Below are 19081 nucleotides of genomic sequence, written 5' to 3'. Positions count from 1 at the left end.
AACTTTTCGGTCTAGTCTAGACAACTCTTAACCCCGCCTCGATTAGTCTTCGCTGCCGCCGGAGGAATTGTCGGAGAGGGAAAGAACTGCGAGGAATGCCTTCTGGGGCACTTCCACAGAGCCGATGCTCTTCATGCGCTTCTTACCTTCCTTCTGCTTTTCAAGGAGCTTGCGCTTACGGGTAATGTCACCGCCATAGCACTTGGCAAGCACGTCCTTACGTACTGCCTTCACGGTGCTGCGGCTGATGATCTTTCCGCCGATGGCACCCTGGATAGCCACGTCGAACTGCTGACGGGGAATAAGGTCCTTCAGCTTGACGCAGATGGCGTTGGCGTAAGTGTGGGCCTTGTCGCGATGGATAATCACGGAGAAGGCGTCCACTGGATCACCGTTCAAAAGGATGTCCAGCTTCACCAGGTTGTTCTGGCGGTAGCCCATGGGGGCGTAATCCAGACCGGCGTAACCGCGGCTCACGGACTTCAGACGGTCATAGAAGTCGAACATGATTTCTGCCAGGGGCAGGTTGTACTTCAAGATACACTTGGTTTCGTCCAGGTATTCCATGGTCTCGAACTCGCCGCGCTTTTCGTCGCAGAGGGTCATGAGGGCGCCCACGAATTCCTTGGGGGTAAAGATCTGGGCCTTTACGTAAGGTTCTTCGATGTGGTCGTAGCGGCTGGCGTCGGGAAGCTTGCTGGGGCTTTCGATCTTGATCATTTCGCCATCGCTCATGTAAACGTGGTACTCCACGTTGGGGACGGTGGTAATGATGTCTACGTTAAATTCGCGGTCCAAGCGTTCCTGCACGATTTCCATGTGCAAGAGTCCCAGGAAGCCAGTGCGGAAACCAAAGCCCAAGGCTTCGGAAGTTTCCGGTTCCCAGGTGAGGGCGGAGTCGTTCAAGCGCAACTTTTCAAGAGCTTCGCGCAGGTCCTTGTAATCTTCCGGATTGATGGGGTAGATACCGGAATAGATCATGGGGAGGATATCCTTGTAGCCGGGCAGGGGCTCCGTTGCAGGATTTGCTGCGTCGGTCAAGGTGTCGCCGATCTTCACGTCGCTAATGGTCTTCACGTTGGCAAGCACATAGCCTACCATGCCTGCAGTCAGTTCCGGCTTGGGGTCGCGACGCATGCTGAAGGTACCTACTTCGGTGACCATGTATTCGCCGCCGGTCTTCATCATGCGGATCTTCATGCCGGGCTTCAGGGTGCCTTCTACAATACGGATGTAGTTGATCACGCCGCGGTAGGAATCGTACACGGAGTCAAAGATCAATGCCTTCAGGGGCTTATCGCTTTCGCCAGTGGGGGCGGGAATTTCATCGACGATCTTGTCCAGGACCTGTTCTACGTTCAGGCCGGTCTTTGCAGAAATGCGGGGAATCTTATCCGGATCGTAGCCTAGCAGGTCGCCGATCATCTGGGCGAAGTGGTCGGGCTGGGCACCCGGCAAGTCAACCTTGTTCAAGACGGGAATCACTTCCAGGTTGTTCTCGATGGCCAGGTACAGGTTGGAGAGGGTCTGGGCTTCGATGCCCTGGCTTGCGTCCACCACCAGGATGGCTCCTTCGCAAGCGGCTAGGGAACGGCTCACTTCATAGGTGAAGTCCACGTGACCCGGGGTGTCGATCATGTTCAGAATGTATTCCTTGCCGTCACGTTCGTAGACCATGCGGATGGCGTGGGCCTTGATGGTGATACCGCGTTCGCGTTCCAGGTCCATGTCGTCCAGGAGCTGGTTCATCATTTCGTTCTTGGAAACGGTCTTGGTCAGTTCGATCATTCGGTCGGCCAGGGTGGATTTACCGTGGTCGATGTGGGCGATAATACTGAAGTTTCTGATATTGTCGTTATGAGCCATAGTGAGCTATTGGTTCCAGTTGTTGAGAACTTCGTTAAAAGCGTCTTAATTTCGCCCAAATATAGAAAATGCTCAGCCTCCCCCGAACCGATATATTCTATATTCTACAGGCAATTAGTTTTTATTGACAAAAACTCGTTCGTATACGATTACATGATGGAATCTATGAAACTGTTCAAGAAATTAGCACTTGCATGTGTTTTTTGTGTTGGTCTGTGTGGGCTTTTTTCCTTGACATTTGCTGATGGCGAAAAAGGGAAGGTCTTCAATAAGGATTATACTGGAATCAAGTCCATTGTAGCGACCATTTCTACTCATGAAGGTCCTATTGTCGTGGAACTGGATTTTAAGGCTGCTCCGAATACGGTGGCAAACTTTGTTGAACTTTCCAATAGCGGTTTTTACAATGGACTTCTGTTCCATCGTGTGATTAACGGTTTTATGATTCAGGGTGGCGATCCTAAGGGAAATGGCACCGGCGGTCCTGGATACACCATTGACGATGAAATCAGCAGCCTGGTTCATGATGCCGGTGTGATTTCTATGGCGAACCGTGGCCCCAACACCAACGGATCTCAGTTCTTTATTACTCAGACACCGCAGCACCACCTGGATGGCAAGCATACTGTGTTTGGCCGCGTTCTTCAGGGGCAAGATATTGTTTGCCGCATTGAACCGAACGACCCAATTTTAAACATTAAAATCGAAGAAAAGAAGTAATCTATGAGTTCTAAGAAAGTTGCAACGAAGGAAACCAAGGCCGCCGAAAAGAAACCGGCTGCAAAAAAGACTGCCACTGCCAGTGCAGCCAAGAAACCGGCAACTAAGCCTGTAGAAAAGGAAGTTCCCAAGGCCGCAAAGTCTGCTGCCAAGGAAACTGCCTCCAAGACTGCTTCTAAGTCTGCTGCCAAACCGGCTGCCAAGGCTGCCGAAAAGGTTGAAAAGGTTGAAAAGGCTGCTCCCGCCAAGGCAAAGGCCGCAGCCAAGGCTGCTGAATCCGCTCCTGCAAAGGCTTCCAAGGCAAGTGCCAAGGAAACCAAGGCTTCTAAGGCTGCAGCGAAGGAAACTCCGAAGGCCGAAGAAAAGGTTGCTGAAAAGGCTCCTGCAAAGACTGCAAAGGCCGCCGTGAAGGAAGCTCCCAAGGCCGAAGAAAAGGCTCATGCAAAGACTGCAAAGGTTGAAGTCAAGGAAGAAAAAGTGGAAGTGAAGGTTGAGCCCAAGGCTGAATCCAAGGTTGACTCCAAGTACGACTATGCTGTTTTGCTGGAAGGCGTCAAGAAGTTGTCTAAGTCTGTCATGTTCGTCGAAATTGATGAACAGGAAGACCGTTCCAACAAGAAGAAGATGTCTTCTGAAATGAAGAGTCTCGAAATGAAGCCCACTGCAGCTATCCGTCACAAGGCTTCTCTTGCTGAAGAAACTCAGGAAGAACTGACTGAACGTATCCTTAAGGAACTGGAAGAACAGAACCTGGCTTTCGAACGCGAAGCTGCATCCCAGATGTGTACCCGTTGCAACCGCAACCTGGTGTCTCCGGAATTCTGGGTCGATAAGCATCTCGGTTACTGCGAAGAATGTGCATTCATCCTCAAGCTTGGTCAGTCCAAGGAAGCCCGCAAGGTGGAATACCAGCTGGGCGGCATGGGCGACTCCCTTGATGAAGAAGATGAAGATATCATGGGACCGGACGCAGACGATCTGAAGGCTGCCGAAGACGATCTCGCCGATCTTGATGATTAATGAATGAATCCACCGGCTTTCGTCGGTGGTTCTTTCTTTATGGCTATAAAAGTGTGGGTATAAAAAAAGACGGACTTTTGTCCGCCTTTTTTTGTATAAATGCAAGCGAGTTTGAAAAATCGCAGGTTAGCTAATCTTGCGCATAACGCCGATGACGCGGCCTGCAATGGCAAAGTCCTTGTCTTTCTTTACGATGATGGGACGGTAGCTGGGGTTTGCAGGGCGCAGCTCGACGTGGTCTGCGTTGGGGTGGTAATATTTGACGGTAGCTTCGTTATCGACCTGGGCTACGATGATTTCGCCGCGGTCTGCGGTTTTCTGCTGACGTGCAAAGATCAAATCGCCATCAAAGATTCCTGCGTTGATCATGGAATCGCCCTTGACGCGGAGTGCAAAGACGTCGGTACGGCAAGCTAGAAAATCGCGGTCGATGGTAACAGTACCTTCCAGGTTCTGCACTGCGAGAATGGGGGTACCTGCTGCAACTCGACCCACGATAGGAATTTCGATGGTGTTGCTGGGTGCCAGTTCCTTATTTTCGTCATCGTTGGAACCGATGATTTCGATACCGCGGCTCAGGCGGGGAGAACGGCTGATGTAACCCTTCTTGATGAGGGCTGCGAGAATGGAACGCACGCCATTGGTAGAAGAAATTTCAAAATGGTTGCCGATTTCTCGCACGGTGGGCGGCATCTTGTTTTCCTTGGAGTACTTCTTGATGTATTCCAGGATTTCTTCCTGACGGGAAGTCAGTTCCTTGCGGGAACTTTCGTTACCCTGCATAGAATCGTTCATTTCCATTATAAACCTCGCTTTTGAACTTTACATTTATAAATATAGTGTTCAAATGGATAATTGTCAATATGAACACTGCACAAAAGTGAGTTTTTTTCCTGTATACTGGTAGAACCAATTTATTTTGAGGTCCATCTAGTTTTTGGCCGTCTTTATTTCTAAAATCCGCGCCATGAAAAAGGTTGAAGTCAAGGATCGTTCCCTTATAAGCCTCTCGTGGCCTCTCATTTTGACTTTTGCCATTGGGATGCTCCAGCCCCTGATGGATAGCTGGTTCCTTTCCCGAACGTCGGAAACGGCTGCGGCTGGGGTCGGCGCCATGATGCCTGTTCTTGCCGCCCTTTTTACGGCCCTCAATGCCCTGGCCCAATCCGGTGCCAGTATCGCATCGCAGTTTATCGGGGCCAATCAGAAAAGTCACGCCCGTTCGACGCAGTCCATGGTGTTGGTGGGCAGTCTGATTCTTGGATTTGCCCTCAGCTTGATCATTTGGCCCATTTCGGGGTACATTCCCAAGTGGATGGGGTTGGATGCGGAGCCTGCTCAATTTGCAAAGCAGTTCTTGTCCGTCGTCGCTTTTGGTTTTGCCTTCAGGTCTGCGCAGTCGACGTTGACGGCCCTTATTGCTACCCACGGGTTGACAATTTGGAATTTGCTAGGCAATTTAGTGACCATTATTTCCAATGCGGCCATGAACTATGTCTTTTTGGAAGGCTGCTTTGGCTTGCCGAAGATGGGCGTGTATGGCGTCGCCCTGGCCACCGCGCTTTCCTGGTTGATTTCTTCTGGAATCTTGTGGTGCGTTTTGCGGTATAAGGTGGAACATCAGACTCACCGTCGCGACCTGAAACGTTCCCGCGCCATTTTGCCGGACTGGATCCGAATTGGATTGCCTGCCGCTGCGGAACCCATCAGCTTTCAGCTGTTCCAGGTTTTTATTACCGCCATGGTTGTGTATGTGGGAACGACTGCCATGACCGCCCGCGTTTTCGCAGGTAACTTTGCCGCACTTTCTGTGATTCTTGGAATTGGCCTTGGTCATGGAAACCAGATTCTGGTAGCCCATCTGGTGGGGGCCCACGATTTTGAAAAGGCCAACAAGAGGGTCTATCAGACCCTTGCCATTGGCGTGGTCAGCGGTCTGGTGCTGTCCATTTGCATGGCCCTGATGGGGGAGCATCTCATCGGATTCTTTACGGATAATCCCGACGTCATTAAGCTTGGATGCCTTTGCCTTTGGTGCGATGTGGCGGTGCAGCCTTTCAAGGCGGTGAACTTTATTGTGACCACGTCCTTACGGGCTTCGGGCGATTCCAAGTTCCCGGCCATTGTGGGAGGCGGCATGATGTGGGTCCTGGCGGCTCCGACTGCACTGTTCCTGGCTTTTGTTCTGGACCTTGGGCTGGTGGGTTTATGGCTCGGCATTGCCTGCGATGAATTCTACCGTTCCATTGCAAACATTTGGCGCTGGCGTAGCGGCCGTTGGAAATCCAAGGCTGTGGTGTAAAGCTAAAAAAGCTATCTTTACACCGAATTATGGAATCCTTATCAGAATTTTTAACCTTCGCCCACTCGCAAACCCTTAACGTTTTTCACAAGGTCAAGGGAGAGGCCATCCACGTAAACGGAGCGACGATTCCGCTTGCGGCCATGATGGTGGCGACTCGTTACTTGAAGAATCCGGAGCCCATTATTGTGGTGGCTAGGGATTACCGAAGTGCCGAGGCATGGGTTGAAAATCTGGAAAGCCTGGTGGGGGAGCAGTTCGTGCGATTCTTCCCTTCGGTGGGCCTGAAGCCTTACGAAAAGAAGGTTCCTTTTGAGGGTGTCCTAGAAGAACGTCTAAAGTTTTTTCGAGACGTAGATAAGTACAATTCCAATCATGGGGAGGCGCCCTTTATTACGGTTTGCCCCCTGGATTCCTTTATCATGCGCCTGCCCAGTCCGGGTGCCGTGATGAAGAACTGCCTGAATTTGAAGGTGGGTGACGTTCTTGAACCGTCTACGCTTCGCCCCTGGTTCATGGACCACGGTTTTGTGGAACAGCCTGTGGTTAGCGGGGTTGGGGAGTTCTCGGTTCGCGGTTGTATCGTTGACGTAAACTGCCTGCTTTACCCGCACCCGATCCGAATTGAATTCTTTGGCGACGAGATTGAATCCATACGAAGTTTCGACATTTTCAGCCAGCGTTCCGTGGAGCAGATGAAGCAGGTTCAGCTGTACCCCATGGGAGAATTTACCATTCCCGAAAAGGAACTGTCTCGCTATAATGGCGAACAGGAAGGGCTCTGGTGGCACCGCGGTCGCTATGAACGTCTGGAAAGAAGTCTGCTGGATTACTTGCCGGGAGCCTCCCTGGTTTTCGAGGAACTTTCCCTGCTTTCGGAACAGGCATCCAAGACTTATTATGCTTACGAGGCAGCCTACCATGAAGTGCGTCTGGTGGATGAAGAAGCCTGCGCTCCCAGCGATTTGATTTACAAGATCGGCGAACTTTCCCGCGGCTTTGTGGGGCGCGCCTCCATGGACATGACCCGCGTCAAGGTGGATGACGGCAACTGGTTCGATCTTCATTGTAAGCCTCAGGATTTTTCATCTCACGGAACCGAACTGGTGGAACGTGAAATTGAGGAATTCACTGCGGCGGGCGGCACCGTTTATGTTGTGGCCCCCACCCAGGGGGGCCTAAACCGTTTGCGTCTTGTTTTTGGCAATTACCCCATCGAAGAATATATCCTGGGCAATATGACCGAAGGTTTCTGGCTTGAAGAAGACAAGGTCGCCTTCTTGACGGAAACTCGAATTTTCAATCGTCATTCCAATAAGGTCCGCAAAAGGAAAATCGCTGGCTCTGTTTCGGGTGCGTTAATGGTGGAATCCCTGAACCGCGGGGATTTCGTAGCCCACGAAGATCATGGGGTTGGCCGTTATTTGGGCCTTGTCCGTGTAGAAGTGAACGGCGGCATGGTGGACTGCGCCTTGCTGGAATATGCCGGCGGCGACAAGCTGAAATTCCCTGTGGCGGACCTTCAAAAAATTGAACGTCTCGATAACGGCGAAAACGAACCGAAGCTAGATAAGCTGGGCGGCAAGAGCTGGGAAAATGTCAAGAAGCGTGTCAAGCAGAAGGTCATCCAGATTGCCCGCGAACTGGTGGAACTTTACGCCAAGCGCGAACTGATCGATGGTTTTGAGTTCCCGCCTGATGATAGTCTGCAGCGTGAATTTGAAGACGCCTTTGAATACGATCCCACACCCGACCAGGTGAAGGCAACCGCCGATATCAAGAGGGATATGGAAAGCCATAAGCCTATGGACCGCCTGATTTGCGGTGACGTTGGCTTTGGAAAAACTGAGGTGGCCATGCGCGCCGCCTGCAAGAGTATCGCCAGCAAGAAGCAGGTTGCCGTTCTTGTTCCCACCACCATTTTGGCGGCCCAGCATTATGAAAATTTCATGGATCGTTTTGCGGGTTTCGGCGCCAACATCGCCCTGGTGAACCGCTACAAGACCACCAAGGAAAAGAAGGAAATTTTCAAGCAGGTGGCCGAAGGGAAGGTGGATGTTCTGATCGGAACTCACGCCTTGCTTTCTGAAAAGAATCAGTTCCACGACTTGGGACTTTTGATTATTGACGAAGAACAGAAGTTTGGCGTAAAGCAGAAGGAAAAACTCCGCGAGATGCGTCTGGCGGTGGACACCTTGAGCATGAGTGCCACGCCCATTCCCCGTTCCCTGCATTTGAGCATGACCGGCGTCCGCGATATTTCCTTGATCAATACGCCGCCGGTAAATCGCCTGCCTGTTGAAACCAAGTTGCTGAAGCGTGACGATGAAGTCATCAAGAACGCCATTGTAGACGAACTAGCCCGTGGCGGTCAGGTGTTTATCGTGAATGACCGCGTGCAGAACATTTACGATTTGGCCGACGAAATTCAGGAACTGGTTCCTAATGCGGTAATCGGTGTGGCTCACGGTCAGATGGACGATCGCGATCTGGAAAATTCCATGGACGCGTTCCTGTCTCGAAAGTTTGACGTTCTCGTAAGCACAAGCATTATCGAGTCGGGCCTGGACGTTCCTAACGCCAATACGATTATCATTATGAACGCCCATCATTTTGGCATCAGTCAGCTGTACCAGATGCGTGGGCGAGTGGGCCGCAGTAGCGTTCTTGCAAAGGCCTTGCTGGTGATTCCCGCCAAACATGAAATTTCTCCGGAATCCATGCGCCGCCTGAAGGCTCTGGAACAGTTTACGGACTTGGGCAGCGGCTACCAGCTGGCTATGCGCGACCTTGAAATCCGCGGTGCGGGCAACTTGCTAGGCCAGGAACAGCACGGCTTTATTGCCGAAGTTGGCTTTGAAACTTATGTGCGCCTGGTGAAGGAAGCGGTAGAAATGCTCCGCGGCGGTCCGCTGGAAAAGCCCATCCAGACTCGCGTGGAATTGGGTGTGGACGCCTACCTGCCCGAAGATTACATTCAGGATGGCCTTACCCGAATTTCGCTGTACCAGAGGATTTCCCGTGCGGCAAAGCCCAGCGATCTGGAAGCCATTGGCCAGGAACTGAACGACCGTTTTGGCCCTGTTCCCGAAGCGGCCAAGATGCTTTTGCTTGTGTCTGAAATTGGCCTGCATGCGGGCCGCCTGAAGATCCAGGGCTTGCAACAGAAGAAGGGGCTGCTTGCGGCCACCTTCGTGGAATCGCCCCCGGTTGGCCCCCGCGTGTTGAGCGAGATGTACGCCAACGCGTTGTTCCCCATGCGCATTATGGGCGGTTCACCCTTGCAGGTGGTGATTGAACTTGGCCGCGGCAAGGCGTCGGAACTGGCGGAAAACGCCTTGAAGCAGTTCAAGGCTTTTGATAAAATTTCGGTTTAACGGCGTGAGAGCCCCCGAAATTGCGATTTTTACTAACCAAACTCCGTTTTTTGGTGTAATTGGTTAGTAGTTTTTCATAAAAAAAATCCGTTCCGGGATAATTTGTGTTTTATTTTACTAACTAAATCTCTATTTTAAAGGAGTTTGGTCCGTAATCAAGACTCGCTACCCATAAAAAAGATACATACAAATTAAAATTTTACTGCCTAATTGGCCATTTGGCACCCGTTTGGTTAGTAAACCTGCGAAAACTGCCCATGAATTCGCTCCAAGCACTCCTGAATTCGGGAGGCAACGGCGGCTGAGGTGGAACAATCCGACGCTGATTCGCCTTTGGGGGTGTCTGTGCCATTTCGGGGTGGCACGTCTGCGCCGTTTGGAGTGTTTGCGTCGTTCGGTGAGAAACTTTCGTCGGCGTCGGTTTCAAAGCGGACTTGTTCCCGAGGGATTAGACCCATTGCGGCTGCCGTTGATTTTTTGCGGAAGGAGTCGGCGTGCAGCGAAAAGAGGGCCCGTGTACCCAGCTGTTGCAGTGTCGCCTTGATAATGCCAGCGTCCCCGCCGAAGCGGTGGAAAATGACCTGAGGGACCGGGGCGGTTTCCCGTTGACAGCATTCCACGTCTGCGATCATTTTCAATATCCTGCTGTAATCTCCGACGCAGTGAACCTGAATGGGGCGGTTTAGTTCCTGCGCCCACTTTACCTGTCTTTTAAAAATTAGCTCTTGAACTCCTGCGGACTCATATCCTTCAAAACGCTTGTCTAGCCCGCATTCGCCAACGGCATAATCGCCGCTACGGAGAATCTGTTCTAGGCGGTTCATTTCTGATTCGCTCACTTGGGCGGCGGCCATGGGGTGTACACCGAAGGCTTGTGTCCATTTCGTTGCGGACTGGGCGTGCTGAACGTCAGTGATTTTCATCAGTTCCATCGATTTTTCCCATTCCCAGGGCTCGCAAGCCACGTTGTTGAATCCGCAATCGGCTTGTAAGAGGGCTTTGGCCACATCGGCGGAGTGGGGGAGTCGTGACAAATGGAGGTGAAAATCGAACATGTGTCAAAATATAGACTTGCTTGGTCTAAAAAATGCCTTTTTTTTGCTCAAATTCTGTAAAAAAGGGTTGTTTTTCCAAACGAAAAAGCCTAATTTAGGGCTATAAGTTTTATCAATCCTCAAAAAAGGAGTTTCTAATGCGTGATTTGCTGGAAAAGGCACTGAATAAGGGTCTGTCTGTTTCTTTTTCTAATGAAGGTGGTTTCACTATCATTCGCATTGCCAAGGGTAGCGAAGTTGTTGCTAGCTGCAGCCTGGGTGTTGCTGACTTCCGCACCAGCGTCGAAGATTCCCTCCAGTCTCTCATGATGGATCTGGATCGCAAGGGTCTCTAATTTAAAGTCAAATTTTTTTTGCGAGCGCTCGGCTTAAGCCGGGCGTTTTTTTGTTTGGGTTTATATGTGGGAAGGAACGTTTAACCTTGGGAATAAAAAAAGTGCCTGGCGTTAAACCAGACACTTTTTCAGAGAAATTCTCTAATGTGATTAGTTGATGCGGCCAACCAGGTTGCCAGACAGCATGTAGTCCTTGGTAGAACCGTAGCTGTGGAAACCAGCAGAGAGGCTGAAGCGGTCGGTGAATGCCTTTTCCAGGTAGATTGCACCGAGAACGTCCTTCACATGCTTCTGCTTGTCGCTAACACCGAATTCCTTGTGTTCGTTACGGTCAGCAATGTATTCGGCTTCGACGATGATGCGGTCTACAACCTTGGTGTAGAAGGTAACACCGCCGGTAACCGGGATAACCAGGTCGTCGGAAACGTCCATGAGGGCGCCTTCAGCGAAGATGTCCATGGTGTTGGAGACAACCGGCAGGTTGAACTTGGCGGAAACGTTGTGCTTGATGTCTGCATCGGCGTCGTAGATGGCGTCGAAGAGGTTGCTGCGGTAAGCCAGCTGAACCTTCAGCTTTTCAAGCCCTTCGAGGCCGTGGAAGTTGAATGCAGCACGGATGTCGCCTCTGTCCAGATTTTCAGACTTGCTGATGAGAGACAGGTACAGGTCCATGTTGTCGCTCGGGGTGAAGCCGAACTGCAACTGGTTTTCGGAAGCCTGAGTGGAGAGGAAGCCGTTTACGTAACCATCGATGTAGCCACCGAAGTAGTCACCGCTCTTGTCAGTGTTGTCCCAACGACCCACCTTGAAGGTGAAGTAGTCGGTGCCCTGCATTGCCCATGCTTCGTCCAGGGAGAAGTAGTCGGCTGCTGCAGTTTCTGCGGAGCTGTTACGGATCTGTTCCTTCTTGACCTTCTTGTCGACGTTGTCGTCGGAGGACTTCAGGTCGCCGGGGTAGAATGCGAGGCCGATCTTGCCCTTGAAGTCTTCGGTTTCAGCGAGGACTGCAAAGTTAGCTTCTCCGTTCCAGGTTTCCAGGTTGTCGCTATACTTGTCGTTTTCGGAAGACCAGAATACCTTGCCTGCTTCCAATTCGAAGTCAGCGTTGATGTCGAAGTTGATCTGGTTAACAGACATCACTGCGTTTTCGATCATCTTTTTCTTTTTGCGCTTCTTCTTCTTGGGCTGAGCCTGTTCAGCAGCGGGAGCGGCTGCAACTTCGGCTGCAGGTGCTGCTTCGACGGCAGGTTCTGCGGCAGGAGCTTCGGCGGCCTTTACTTCTTCGGCCTTGGCTTCTTCTGCGGCAACAGCTTCTGCTGCGGGTGCTTCAGCGGCAGCGGCTTCGGCGGCGGGTGCCTGTTCGGCAGCGGCTTCGGCAGCCTTCACTTCTTCAGCGGGGGCAGCAGCGGCTTCAGCAGGAGCTGCTTCGGCGGGGGCGGCGACTTCGGCTGCAGGTGCTGCCTTTTCGGCGGCGGGAGCAGCGGGAGCGGCGGCCGGGGCTGCTACTTCAGCTGCAGCGGGAGCAGCGGCAGGAGCGGCTGCTTCGGTAGCAGCAGGAGCGGCCTTTTCGGCAGCGGGGGCAGCAGGCTGGGCAGCGGGAGCTGCGGCGGCGGGAGCGGCAGCAGGTGCTGCAGCGGGTGCAGATGCTTCAGGTGCAGCAAAGACAGCTGCAGCCATGATGCAAGAGGCTAAAAACATTTTCTTCATAGAGGGAACTCCTTTCACTAATTCCACGTTCAAATTTTAGTAAAAAATTTTGGCAGTATGGTAAAAAAAACTTTCCTTAGGGGTTTTTACTTTCATTTATCATTTAAAATGGCTAACTTTACGCTTCAAAAGAGGTGAATTTTGAAGAGATCTATCATTTTTGCATTGTTTTTTGCCGTTGCATTCGGTTTTTCACAAGAAACTCTGTCCGTTTATAAAAAGGTTGGCGGTACCGTAGACGAAAGTACCCCCGCAGCAACCCTCCAGCTTAATGACTGGATCAAGGAACTGCCCATTCCCCAGGATTCCGTAAAAAAGACCAAGATTGTCAAGGAAAAGGTGGAAGTCAAGGACAAGAAGGGCAATGTCAAGAAAGACAAGAAGGGACGCCCCAAGATGAAGACCGTCAAGAAGAAGGTGGTCTATTATGAAAAGGTAACTCCCTCTGAACCGCCCCGTTTCGTTCCCATCGATTGTAAGTATGGTGCCCTCTGGGTCAAGCGCGCCGACCTGGCCCGTTTCCAGCAGGCAGCCCAGGACCTGAGTGGCGAGTACGCCTCCGCAACCGGTCGCGTTGTCCTCAAGAAGTCTCCTACGAACCCCAGACAGTTTACCTTTATCATCCAGAATGGCCCCGAATCTGGTCGTGCCGAACTGGAAGCCAGCAATGTGGAAATGCGCGAAGCCGGCGGCCAGGGTCGCATGACCTATAGCGAAGAAGGCTGCACCGTTGACCTGGCAATCGCCAACCGTCGAGTGAAGGTGGCTCAGCGTGGCTGCTCCGAATACAACGTGGGCAACTACACTCTCGAAGGCGAATACAACGACTTCAGGGGCATCCGTCGCGTGGTCGAAACCTTCAACATGCCCGAACAGGCTTTCACCTACAAGTACTTCAAGTGGTGCGACAGCGGCTTTGATTCCTGCAAGGAAGAAAAGGATGAAAACGGAAAGGTGACCATCACCTGGAGTAAGGGCGGTAACGGCTTTATCGAACGTAAGGCTGGCGAAGAAGTCCATACCTATCGTCCCTTCGAACACGTGATTCCCCACAAGCGCGACTACTTCAAGGGTGAAAAGCCCGTGGCCATCAAGACCAAGCGCACCGATATTAGCGGTGAATGGTGGATCTGGTACTTCTACCCCAAGGCTGAACGATTCAGGATGGTTCGTGCCGGCATGCGTGAAGACATCGCCCAGATGGAAATCTACGAGTAATTACAGCAGGTCAGACACTCTAACTTTATGAACAAGGTTATAGAACAGTCCCGCATTCTATTTCTGGATACAAGCGCAGTTGTCCGCCTGCTCCAGATGCATCCGGACTTCTATCCTGTCGTTTCGTCGGTGCTGGACTATGCTTACGAAAAGAACGTCACGATTCTGACTTCTAGCGTCACCCTGTTCGAACTTTCCCGCAAGGCCTGTGTGGCAGGGGAGGGCGTTCTTGCCCGCCAGTACCGTGAGTTCTTTGAACATTCCCAGAACGTTAAACTCTGTGACGTGAATGGCGAAATCGCGGTGAAGGCTGCAGAACTTTTTGCATCTGCCAATCGTACAAACCACAAGCTTTCCGAAGAAGATTCCCTGCGACTGGCCACGGCATTCGTGAACGGAGCGGATTGCATCCTTACCGAGAATGTGAACTTTGCGAACTCTACGGATATACCCGTGGTAACGCTGGAAGAAGTTTTATAATTATATTTGCGCCCGACAAAAGAAGGACTCGATATGGCAAATGAATATAAGATGCAAATGAACCTGACGTCTCGTCTGGACAAGTATTCCCTGAAGCTGCAGCAGCTCATGGTGAAGTCCAAGTTCACCCTCAAGGCTATGGAATACGGCGCAACCCACGGCATGCTCCGCGACCTGATCAAGTACGGTGTCGAAATTGATGGTGCATTCAACAGCGTTGGTGACTTCTGCTTTTCTAAGACCACCTTGCCTCTGGAAGAATACGCCCTGGACATGACTGTTCAGTTTGATGCAGTGACTCTCAATGCCCGCCTGATGAGCATCAACATCTCTACCAAGCGCGTTAAGGATGGCAACACCGAAACGGAATATTCCTTCAACTTCGAAAAGGATGCAGACAAGGATGACTTCGACCTGGTAATCCCTTACTTCAAGGTCAAGGAAGCCGAAGAAGAAGACGATCCCAACAAGGTTGAAATGGGCGGCCTCCAGGATCTGGTCTCTGAATTGGAAGGCGGTGGAAAGGGCAAGTTCAAGAAAAAGAAGAAGCGCCCCTTTATCTACTACGATACATACTTCACCATTGAGTAATTTTGAATTGAGCCGCACTTTGTTAGTGTGGCTTTTTTCTACATTTTCTCTTGTAAATTTACTGGAGTTAATATGCCTAACTACTCTACCGTTATCGGTCTCGAAATCCATTGCCAGCTCGCTACCAAGACGAAGATGTTCTGCGGTTGCGAAATTGAAGTGAACACTACTCCTAATAAGCACGTTTGCCCGGTTTGCCTGGGTATGCCCGGTGCCATGCCGGTTCCCAACAAGCAGGCTGTGGAATACGCTATCCGCTTGGGTCTCGCTCTCAACTGCGAAATCGACCTGAACGCTATGTGGACCCGTAAGAACTACTTCTATCCGGACCTTCCCAAGGGCTATCAGATTACCCAGACTGGCGGTCTTCCGGTGTACGACCATCCCATCTGCAAGAACGGCTGGCTGGAAATCATCAAGGCTGACGGCACCAAGAAGCGCGTGGGCATTACCCGTATCCACATGGAAGAAGACGCCGGTAAGCTGATCCACGACATGAGCCCCACCGACTCTCACTTCGACGCAAACCGCTGCGGTACTCCGCTTTGCGAAATCGTGACTGAACCTGACATCCGTAGCCCGGAAGAAGCTGTGCTGGTCCTCAAGAAGATCAAGCAGACTTTGGAATACACCCGCGTTTCCAATGCTAACATGGAAAACGGCAACATGCGCTGCGATGGTAACATCTCCCTCCGCGCTTCCGAAGACGCTCCTTTCGGCACCCGTGCAGAAATCAAGAACCTGAACAGCTTCACCAACCTTGAAAAGGCTCTGAACGCCGAATACTACTTGCAGTCCGCAACGCTCGACGCAGGCAAGGAAGTGGAACAGTGCACCAAGCGTTACGACCCCAATGCTGACAAGACTATCGTCATCCGCTCCAAGGAAGACGCTCACGACTATAAGTACTTCCCGGAACCGGACATGGTACGCCTCGTTACCGATCCTGCCTTCGTGGAAGAAATCCGCCGCACCCTTCCGGAACTGCCGGATGCACGTCGCGCCCGCTTCATGAATGATCTTGGCGTGTCTGAATACGATGCACAGGTTTTGACCGACGACCGCGACATCAGCGACTGGTTCGATACCGCTTCCAAGAACTGCAAGAACGGCAAGGTTCTCGCTAACTGGGTCATTACCGAACTCCTGGCCAAGATGAAGGATCTGGAAGGTGGCCTCGCTGACCTGAAGATCAAGCCGGAACAGCTCTGCGCCCTGGTGAACCTGATTGAAGACAAGACCATCAACGGTAAGATTGCAAAGACTGTCTTCGCCGACATGTTCGAAACTGGCAAGGATCCTGCAGATATCGTTAAGGAAAAGGGTCTGGTCCAGGTGGCTGATACTGGCGCTATCGAAGCTATTGTTCGCGAAGTTTGCGCAGCCAACGCTGCCCAGTTCGCAGAATTCAAGGCCGGTAAGGTGGCTCTGAAGGGCTTCCTTGTGGGTATGACCATGCGTAAGTCCGGTGGCAAGGCTAACCCGGGTATGGTGAACGAGATTCTCGACAAGCTGGCTCAGGAATAATCGGCCTAATCGCCACCCTTCGCTATGCTCAGGGCAGGCTCTGCTTCGCAAGTTGCTATGGCATTGAATCGTGTGTTTGCAATATTCGCAATTGCAATCGCCTGCGTCGCACTGACGCCGGCGGTTTCGTCTGCCGCCGACAAGCTGGACCAGTATGATTCCGCCTATGTCAATACCCTAAATATGACGGATGCTGAAATTGCCGAACTCTATGGTATTGATAGTACAAAGCTGGCGGAAGGTCCGACCTTGCAGGAACTGAACGAAGAGAACCCTAGCTATGTCAAACGCGAGTACGACCATAAACAGCAGGTCATAGTTGGTAGTGTCGTTATGTTGTGTGTAACCATCGCCATGGTGCTGATGAATAATTATAATCCGAAGAGGTAGTGAGGTATGAGGTCGCACCTTGCGGTGCTTTGAGGTGTGAGGTCTAGTTATTTTTGAGCGTAGTTATGTTGTGTAATAGCCTCATACCTGAAAGGGAACGGTAGTGACCGACCTCAAAGCGAAGCGACCTGAAAATTTTTAACAACAAGAGGTACAAAATGTCTTATACAGATGAAGCAAAAGAAAACTTCAAGGCTCTCACCAAGAATCCGTATCCCGGTCGTGGTATCGTTCTCGGCACCAGCCCCGATGGCAAGTCCTTCGTTCAGGTTTACTGGATCATGGGCCGCAGCGTCAACAGCCGTAACCGCGTTTTCGAAATGGAAGCTAAGACCGGCTTCATGAAGACCAAGGCTTTCGATGAATCCAAGCTCACCGACCCGCACCTCATCATCTACTATCCGGCTCGCCACACTGCTGATGTTCAGATCATCACCAACGGTGACCAGACTGATACTATCTATGACGCCATCAAGCTGGGCGGCACTTTCGAAAGCGCTCTGGCTACCCGTCAGTACGAAGACGACGCTCCCAACTTCACTCCGCGTATCTCCGGTATCCACTACAAGAACGCCCAGCCGGCTTTGTACAAATTAAGCATCCTCAAGTCTCGCAACAACTGCGAAGACGCTGGCTGCGAACGCGCTACTTTCGAATTCGAAAAGGCTCTTCCGGGTCTCGGCCACTTCATCAGCACCTACGTCACCGACGGCAAGCCCATTCCTTCCTTCGAAGGTTCCCCGAAGCTGATGCCCATCTTCGACACCGCCGAAGAAAACCTGAAGAAGTACTGGAACGCCCTGGACAAGGACAACAAGGTTTCCCTGATGGTCAAGGTCATCGACCGCAAGACCTTCAAGGCTAAGACTTTGATCGTCAACAAAAACAAGTAAACTTGTTTTTGTCTAGATCAAAGTCAATTATGAATTACGATGTATGAATTATGAGACTTAGTTAGGCGGCTTCTCCGCGACTATTATTCTCGTAATTCGTACTTAATAATTCGTAATTGGAAATGTTGTTGAAAAATGAAGGCCCCCTTTGGGGGCCTTTGTTTTTGTGGAATTGTTTCGCTATTTTTCAACAACATTTCCTAAAATGTGGTGGATTTTCTTTTTGTCGTAATATTCCGACGGATTGCTGATGCTGTAGAAAATCTGCTCTACCAACGCTTCGGTATTGAAGTCATAAGAGGGGAGTCGCAATAGGTAGCTTTCGATGGAATTGTCGAACCCCACCAAAACGGGACCGTATTCCGGCTGTTCCAATTTGATGTCGCCATCGTCATTCATTTCGATAAAGATGCCGGCCACTTCGTCGTTGACGCAAACCCAGGGAATGTTCGGCTTGCCTTGGCGGTCAGCGATTGCGCGCTGGGCCATAGACTTCAGTTTATCCTTTTCCAGGTTGCGGGCGTATGTTTCGACAGAATGCTTTTCCACATTCTTTCTGGCAATTTCCTTATAGTCCCAGGGACTTGCAAATTCATCGTCTGCGTAGGGGTGTACCTGCAGGCCCGAAGTCAACAGCCCCATAAGGCGATCCTTGGACCAGGAACTATTATGGTAGGGCGAAAAGTAGTTGATTTCCTTGACGCCCTGGCTCATCAGGTAGCGGCCTGTTTCCTGACCGGGATTTTCTCCGAAGGTGGAGTTGAAGAAGGTCCAGTTCAACTTTCGCAAGAATGTTTTGGGGACTGCATCTTCGGGATGCTCCCACCAGACGGCCACGGGATACTTGGCGTCGGCAAAAAAGTTTAACAGGGGCTGGAATCGCTGCACCAGCAGAGTGGACAGGACGGCTCCCACAGCGTTGGGATAGTCTGAAAGTCTGCGTTCCTTTCCGCTACGGTCTACGATCTTGCCTGTTTCATCATTAATGCCTAATAAAGATAGCTTGTACCGTTCTGCGCCGGCCTTTCTATATACTAGACGCAAAAAATCCAGTTCGCGTTCACTTTCTGGCGTAAAACCGCCCCAACTGTTGCATCGAGTTACAAAAATCACTTCGCTGAGGGGGGAAGTTTCGTTTACAACCCTGTTTTGGGCAAAGAAATATTGTCTGCCGGACTTGTTCAGGACTCCCTGGGAAACCTTTCCATCCAGGAATTTGCGCAAGGTGTTCTGGGCTACGTTGTAACGCAGGGCCAGTTCCTTGGACTGGGGGAGGGACTTAGACGGCTTGAGGAGTCCGCGCTCGAAATCGCGGTCAAAAGCTTTTGCCAGACGTTCGGCCACAGTTTCGTGAACCATGGGTATATTCTGGCTGATCAGTTCCTTTCCCCAGAAGCACCCCTTTCCTTGAATTTTGCAGATTTTTCCTTCTTCCGTCAGTTCTTTCAGGGCGGACTGTACCGTACCCGAAGACGTGTTATAATGCTTCATCACATCTCTGATAGAAGGAAGGCGGTCTCCATCTTTATGGGGAGTATCCAATAAAATTTGCTTAATCCGGTTCTTCACGGACTACAAAATAAAAAAAAGCCTGTACAAT

Annotated in this window: 16 protein-coding genes; 11 read left to right on the top strand and 5 right to left on the bottom strand. The window is 51.2% G+C overall.

Annotation, left to right across the window (positions count from 1 at the left end):
- Nucleotides 1–42: 42 nt before the first annotated feature.
- Nucleotides 43–1866, bottom strand: a complete 1824-nt coding sequence (gene lepA, locus BUB73_RS10740) for a translation elongation factor 4 (protein ID WP_073161302.1) — start codon at nucleotides 1864–1866, stop codon at nucleotides 43–45.
- A gap of 231 nt (nucleotides 1867–2097) precedes the next feature.
- Here lepA and BUB73_RS10735 point away from each other — a divergent pair, with 231 nt between their 5' ends.
- Nucleotides 2098–2586, top strand: coding sequence for a peptidylprolyl isomerase (locus BUB73_RS10735; protein ID WP_263859330.1), 489 nt, complete (start codon nucleotides 2098–2100; stop codon nucleotides 2584–2586).
- A 3-nt stretch (nucleotides 2587–2589) separates the two neighbouring features.
- On the top strand, nucleotides 2590–3606 hold the full coding sequence (locus BUB73_RS17300) for a hypothetical protein (protein ID WP_073161303.1): 1017 nt from the start codon (nucleotides 2590–2592) through the stop codon (nucleotides 3604–3606).
- A 126-nt stretch (nucleotides 3607–3732) separates the two neighbouring features.
- On the opposite strand, the gene lexA is transcribed toward BUB73_RS17300, so the two are convergent.
- Nucleotides 3733–4407 carry a transcriptional repressor LexA gene (gene lexA / locus BUB73_RS10725; RefSeq protein ID WP_199173986.1) on the bottom strand — a complete coding sequence of 225 codons (675 nt, stop codon included), beginning with the start codon at nucleotides 4405–4407 and terminating at the stop codon, nucleotides 3733–3735.
- Between the two features lie 166 nt (nucleotides 4408–4573).
- On the opposite strand from lexA, the gene BUB73_RS10720 reads away from it, so the two are divergent.
- Together BUB73_RS10720 and mfd are read left to right on the top strand one after the other, a co-directional pair.
- Nucleotides 4574–5908 carry an MATE family efflux transporter gene (locus tag BUB73_RS10720; protein WP_073285902.1) on the top strand — a complete coding sequence of 445 codons (1335 nt, stop codon included), beginning with the start codon at nucleotides 4574–4576 and terminating at the stop codon, nucleotides 5906–5908.
- 29 nt (nucleotides 5909–5937) lie between these two features.
- The gene (gene mfd, locus BUB73_RS10715) at nucleotides 5938–9285 is read left to right on the top strand and encodes a transcription-repair coupling factor (protein ID WP_083539748.1); all 3348 of its coding nucleotides are present in this window, start codon (nucleotides 5938–5940) and stop codon (nucleotides 9283–9285) included.
- Nucleotides 9286–9518: 233 nt separating this feature from the next.
- Here the strand turns inward: mfd and BUB73_RS10710 are convergent, their stop codons facing one another.
- Nucleotides 9519–10340 carry a TatD family hydrolase gene (locus BUB73_RS10710; RefSeq protein ID WP_073285661.1) on the bottom strand — a complete coding sequence of 274 codons (822 nt, stop codon included), beginning with the start codon at nucleotides 10338–10340 and terminating at the stop codon, nucleotides 9519–9521.
- Between the two features lie 137 nt (nucleotides 10341–10477).
- On the opposite strand from BUB73_RS10710, the gene BUB73_RS10705 reads away from it, so the two are divergent.
- Complete coding sequence (locus tag BUB73_RS10705; protein WP_073161305.1) at nucleotides 10478–10675, top strand: hypothetical protein; 198 nt, start codon at nucleotides 10478–10480, stop codon at nucleotides 10673–10675.
- A gap of 150 nt (nucleotides 10676–10825) precedes the next feature.
- Here the strand turns inward: BUB73_RS10705 and BUB73_RS16970 are convergent, their stop codons facing one another.
- Entirely contained in the window at nucleotides 10826–12382 is a 1557-nt protein-coding gene (locus tag BUB73_RS16970) for a hypothetical protein (protein WP_073285655.1), read from the bottom strand.
- 141 nt (nucleotides 12383–12523) lie between these two features.
- Here BUB73_RS16970 and BUB73_RS10695 point away from each other — a divergent pair, with 141 nt between their 5' ends.
- The 6 genes from BUB73_RS10695 (at nucleotide 12524) to BUB73_RS10670 (ending at nucleotide 17481) form a co-directional block, all read left to right on the top strand.
- Entirely contained in the window at nucleotides 12524–13600 is a 1077-nt protein-coding gene (locus BUB73_RS10695) for a hypothetical protein (protein WP_073161307.1), read from the top strand.
- A gap of 27 nt (nucleotides 13601–13627) precedes the next feature.
- Nucleotides 13628–14080, top strand: coding sequence for a type II toxin-antitoxin system VapC family toxin (locus BUB73_RS10690; protein WP_073236179.1), 453 nt, complete (start codon nucleotides 13628–13630; stop codon nucleotides 14078–14080).
- A gap of 33 nt (nucleotides 14081–14113) precedes the next feature.
- Complete coding sequence (locus BUB73_RS10685) at nucleotides 14114–14671, top strand: hypothetical protein (RefSeq protein WP_073161309.1); 558 nt, start codon at nucleotides 14114–14116, stop codon at nucleotides 14669–14671.
- Between the two features lie 72 nt (nucleotides 14672–14743).
- Nucleotides 14744–16198: an Asp-tRNA(Asn)/Glu-tRNA(Gln) amidotransferase subunit GatB gene (gatB, locus tag BUB73_RS10680; protein WP_073161310.1), complete on the top strand. Its 1455-nt coding sequence runs from the start codon at nucleotides 14744–14746 to the stop codon at nucleotides 16196–16198.
- A 57-nt stretch (nucleotides 16199–16255) separates the two neighbouring features.
- Entirely contained in the window at nucleotides 16256–16588 is a 333-nt protein-coding gene (locus BUB73_RS10675) for a hypothetical protein (RefSeq protein WP_249269368.1), read from the top strand.
- Between the two features lie 158 nt (nucleotides 16589–16746).
- Nucleotides 16747–17481, top strand: a complete 735-nt coding sequence (locus BUB73_RS10670; protein WP_073161312.1) for an IMP cyclohydrolase — start codon at nucleotides 16747–16749, stop codon at nucleotides 17479–17481.
- Between the two features lie 180 nt (nucleotides 17482–17661).
- Here the strand turns inward: BUB73_RS10670 and BUB73_RS10665 are convergent, their stop codons facing one another.
- Nucleotides 17662–19050, bottom strand: a complete 1389-nt coding sequence (locus tag BUB73_RS10665; protein WP_073285649.1) for a GntR family transcriptional regulator — start codon at nucleotides 19048–19050, stop codon at nucleotides 17662–17664.
- Between the last annotated feature and the right edge of the window lie 31 nt (nucleotides 19051–19081).

Origin of the sequence: Fibrobacter sp. UWH6, from assembly GCF_900142465.1 — a bacterium.
In the GTDB taxonomy this organism is placed as follows: Bacteria; Fibrobacterota; Fibrobacteria; order Fibrobacterales; family Fibrobacteraceae; genus Fibrobacter.
The sequence above is the reverse complement of the archived record's forward strand: the minus strand, read 5'-3'. Positions and strand labels throughout refer to the sequence as shown.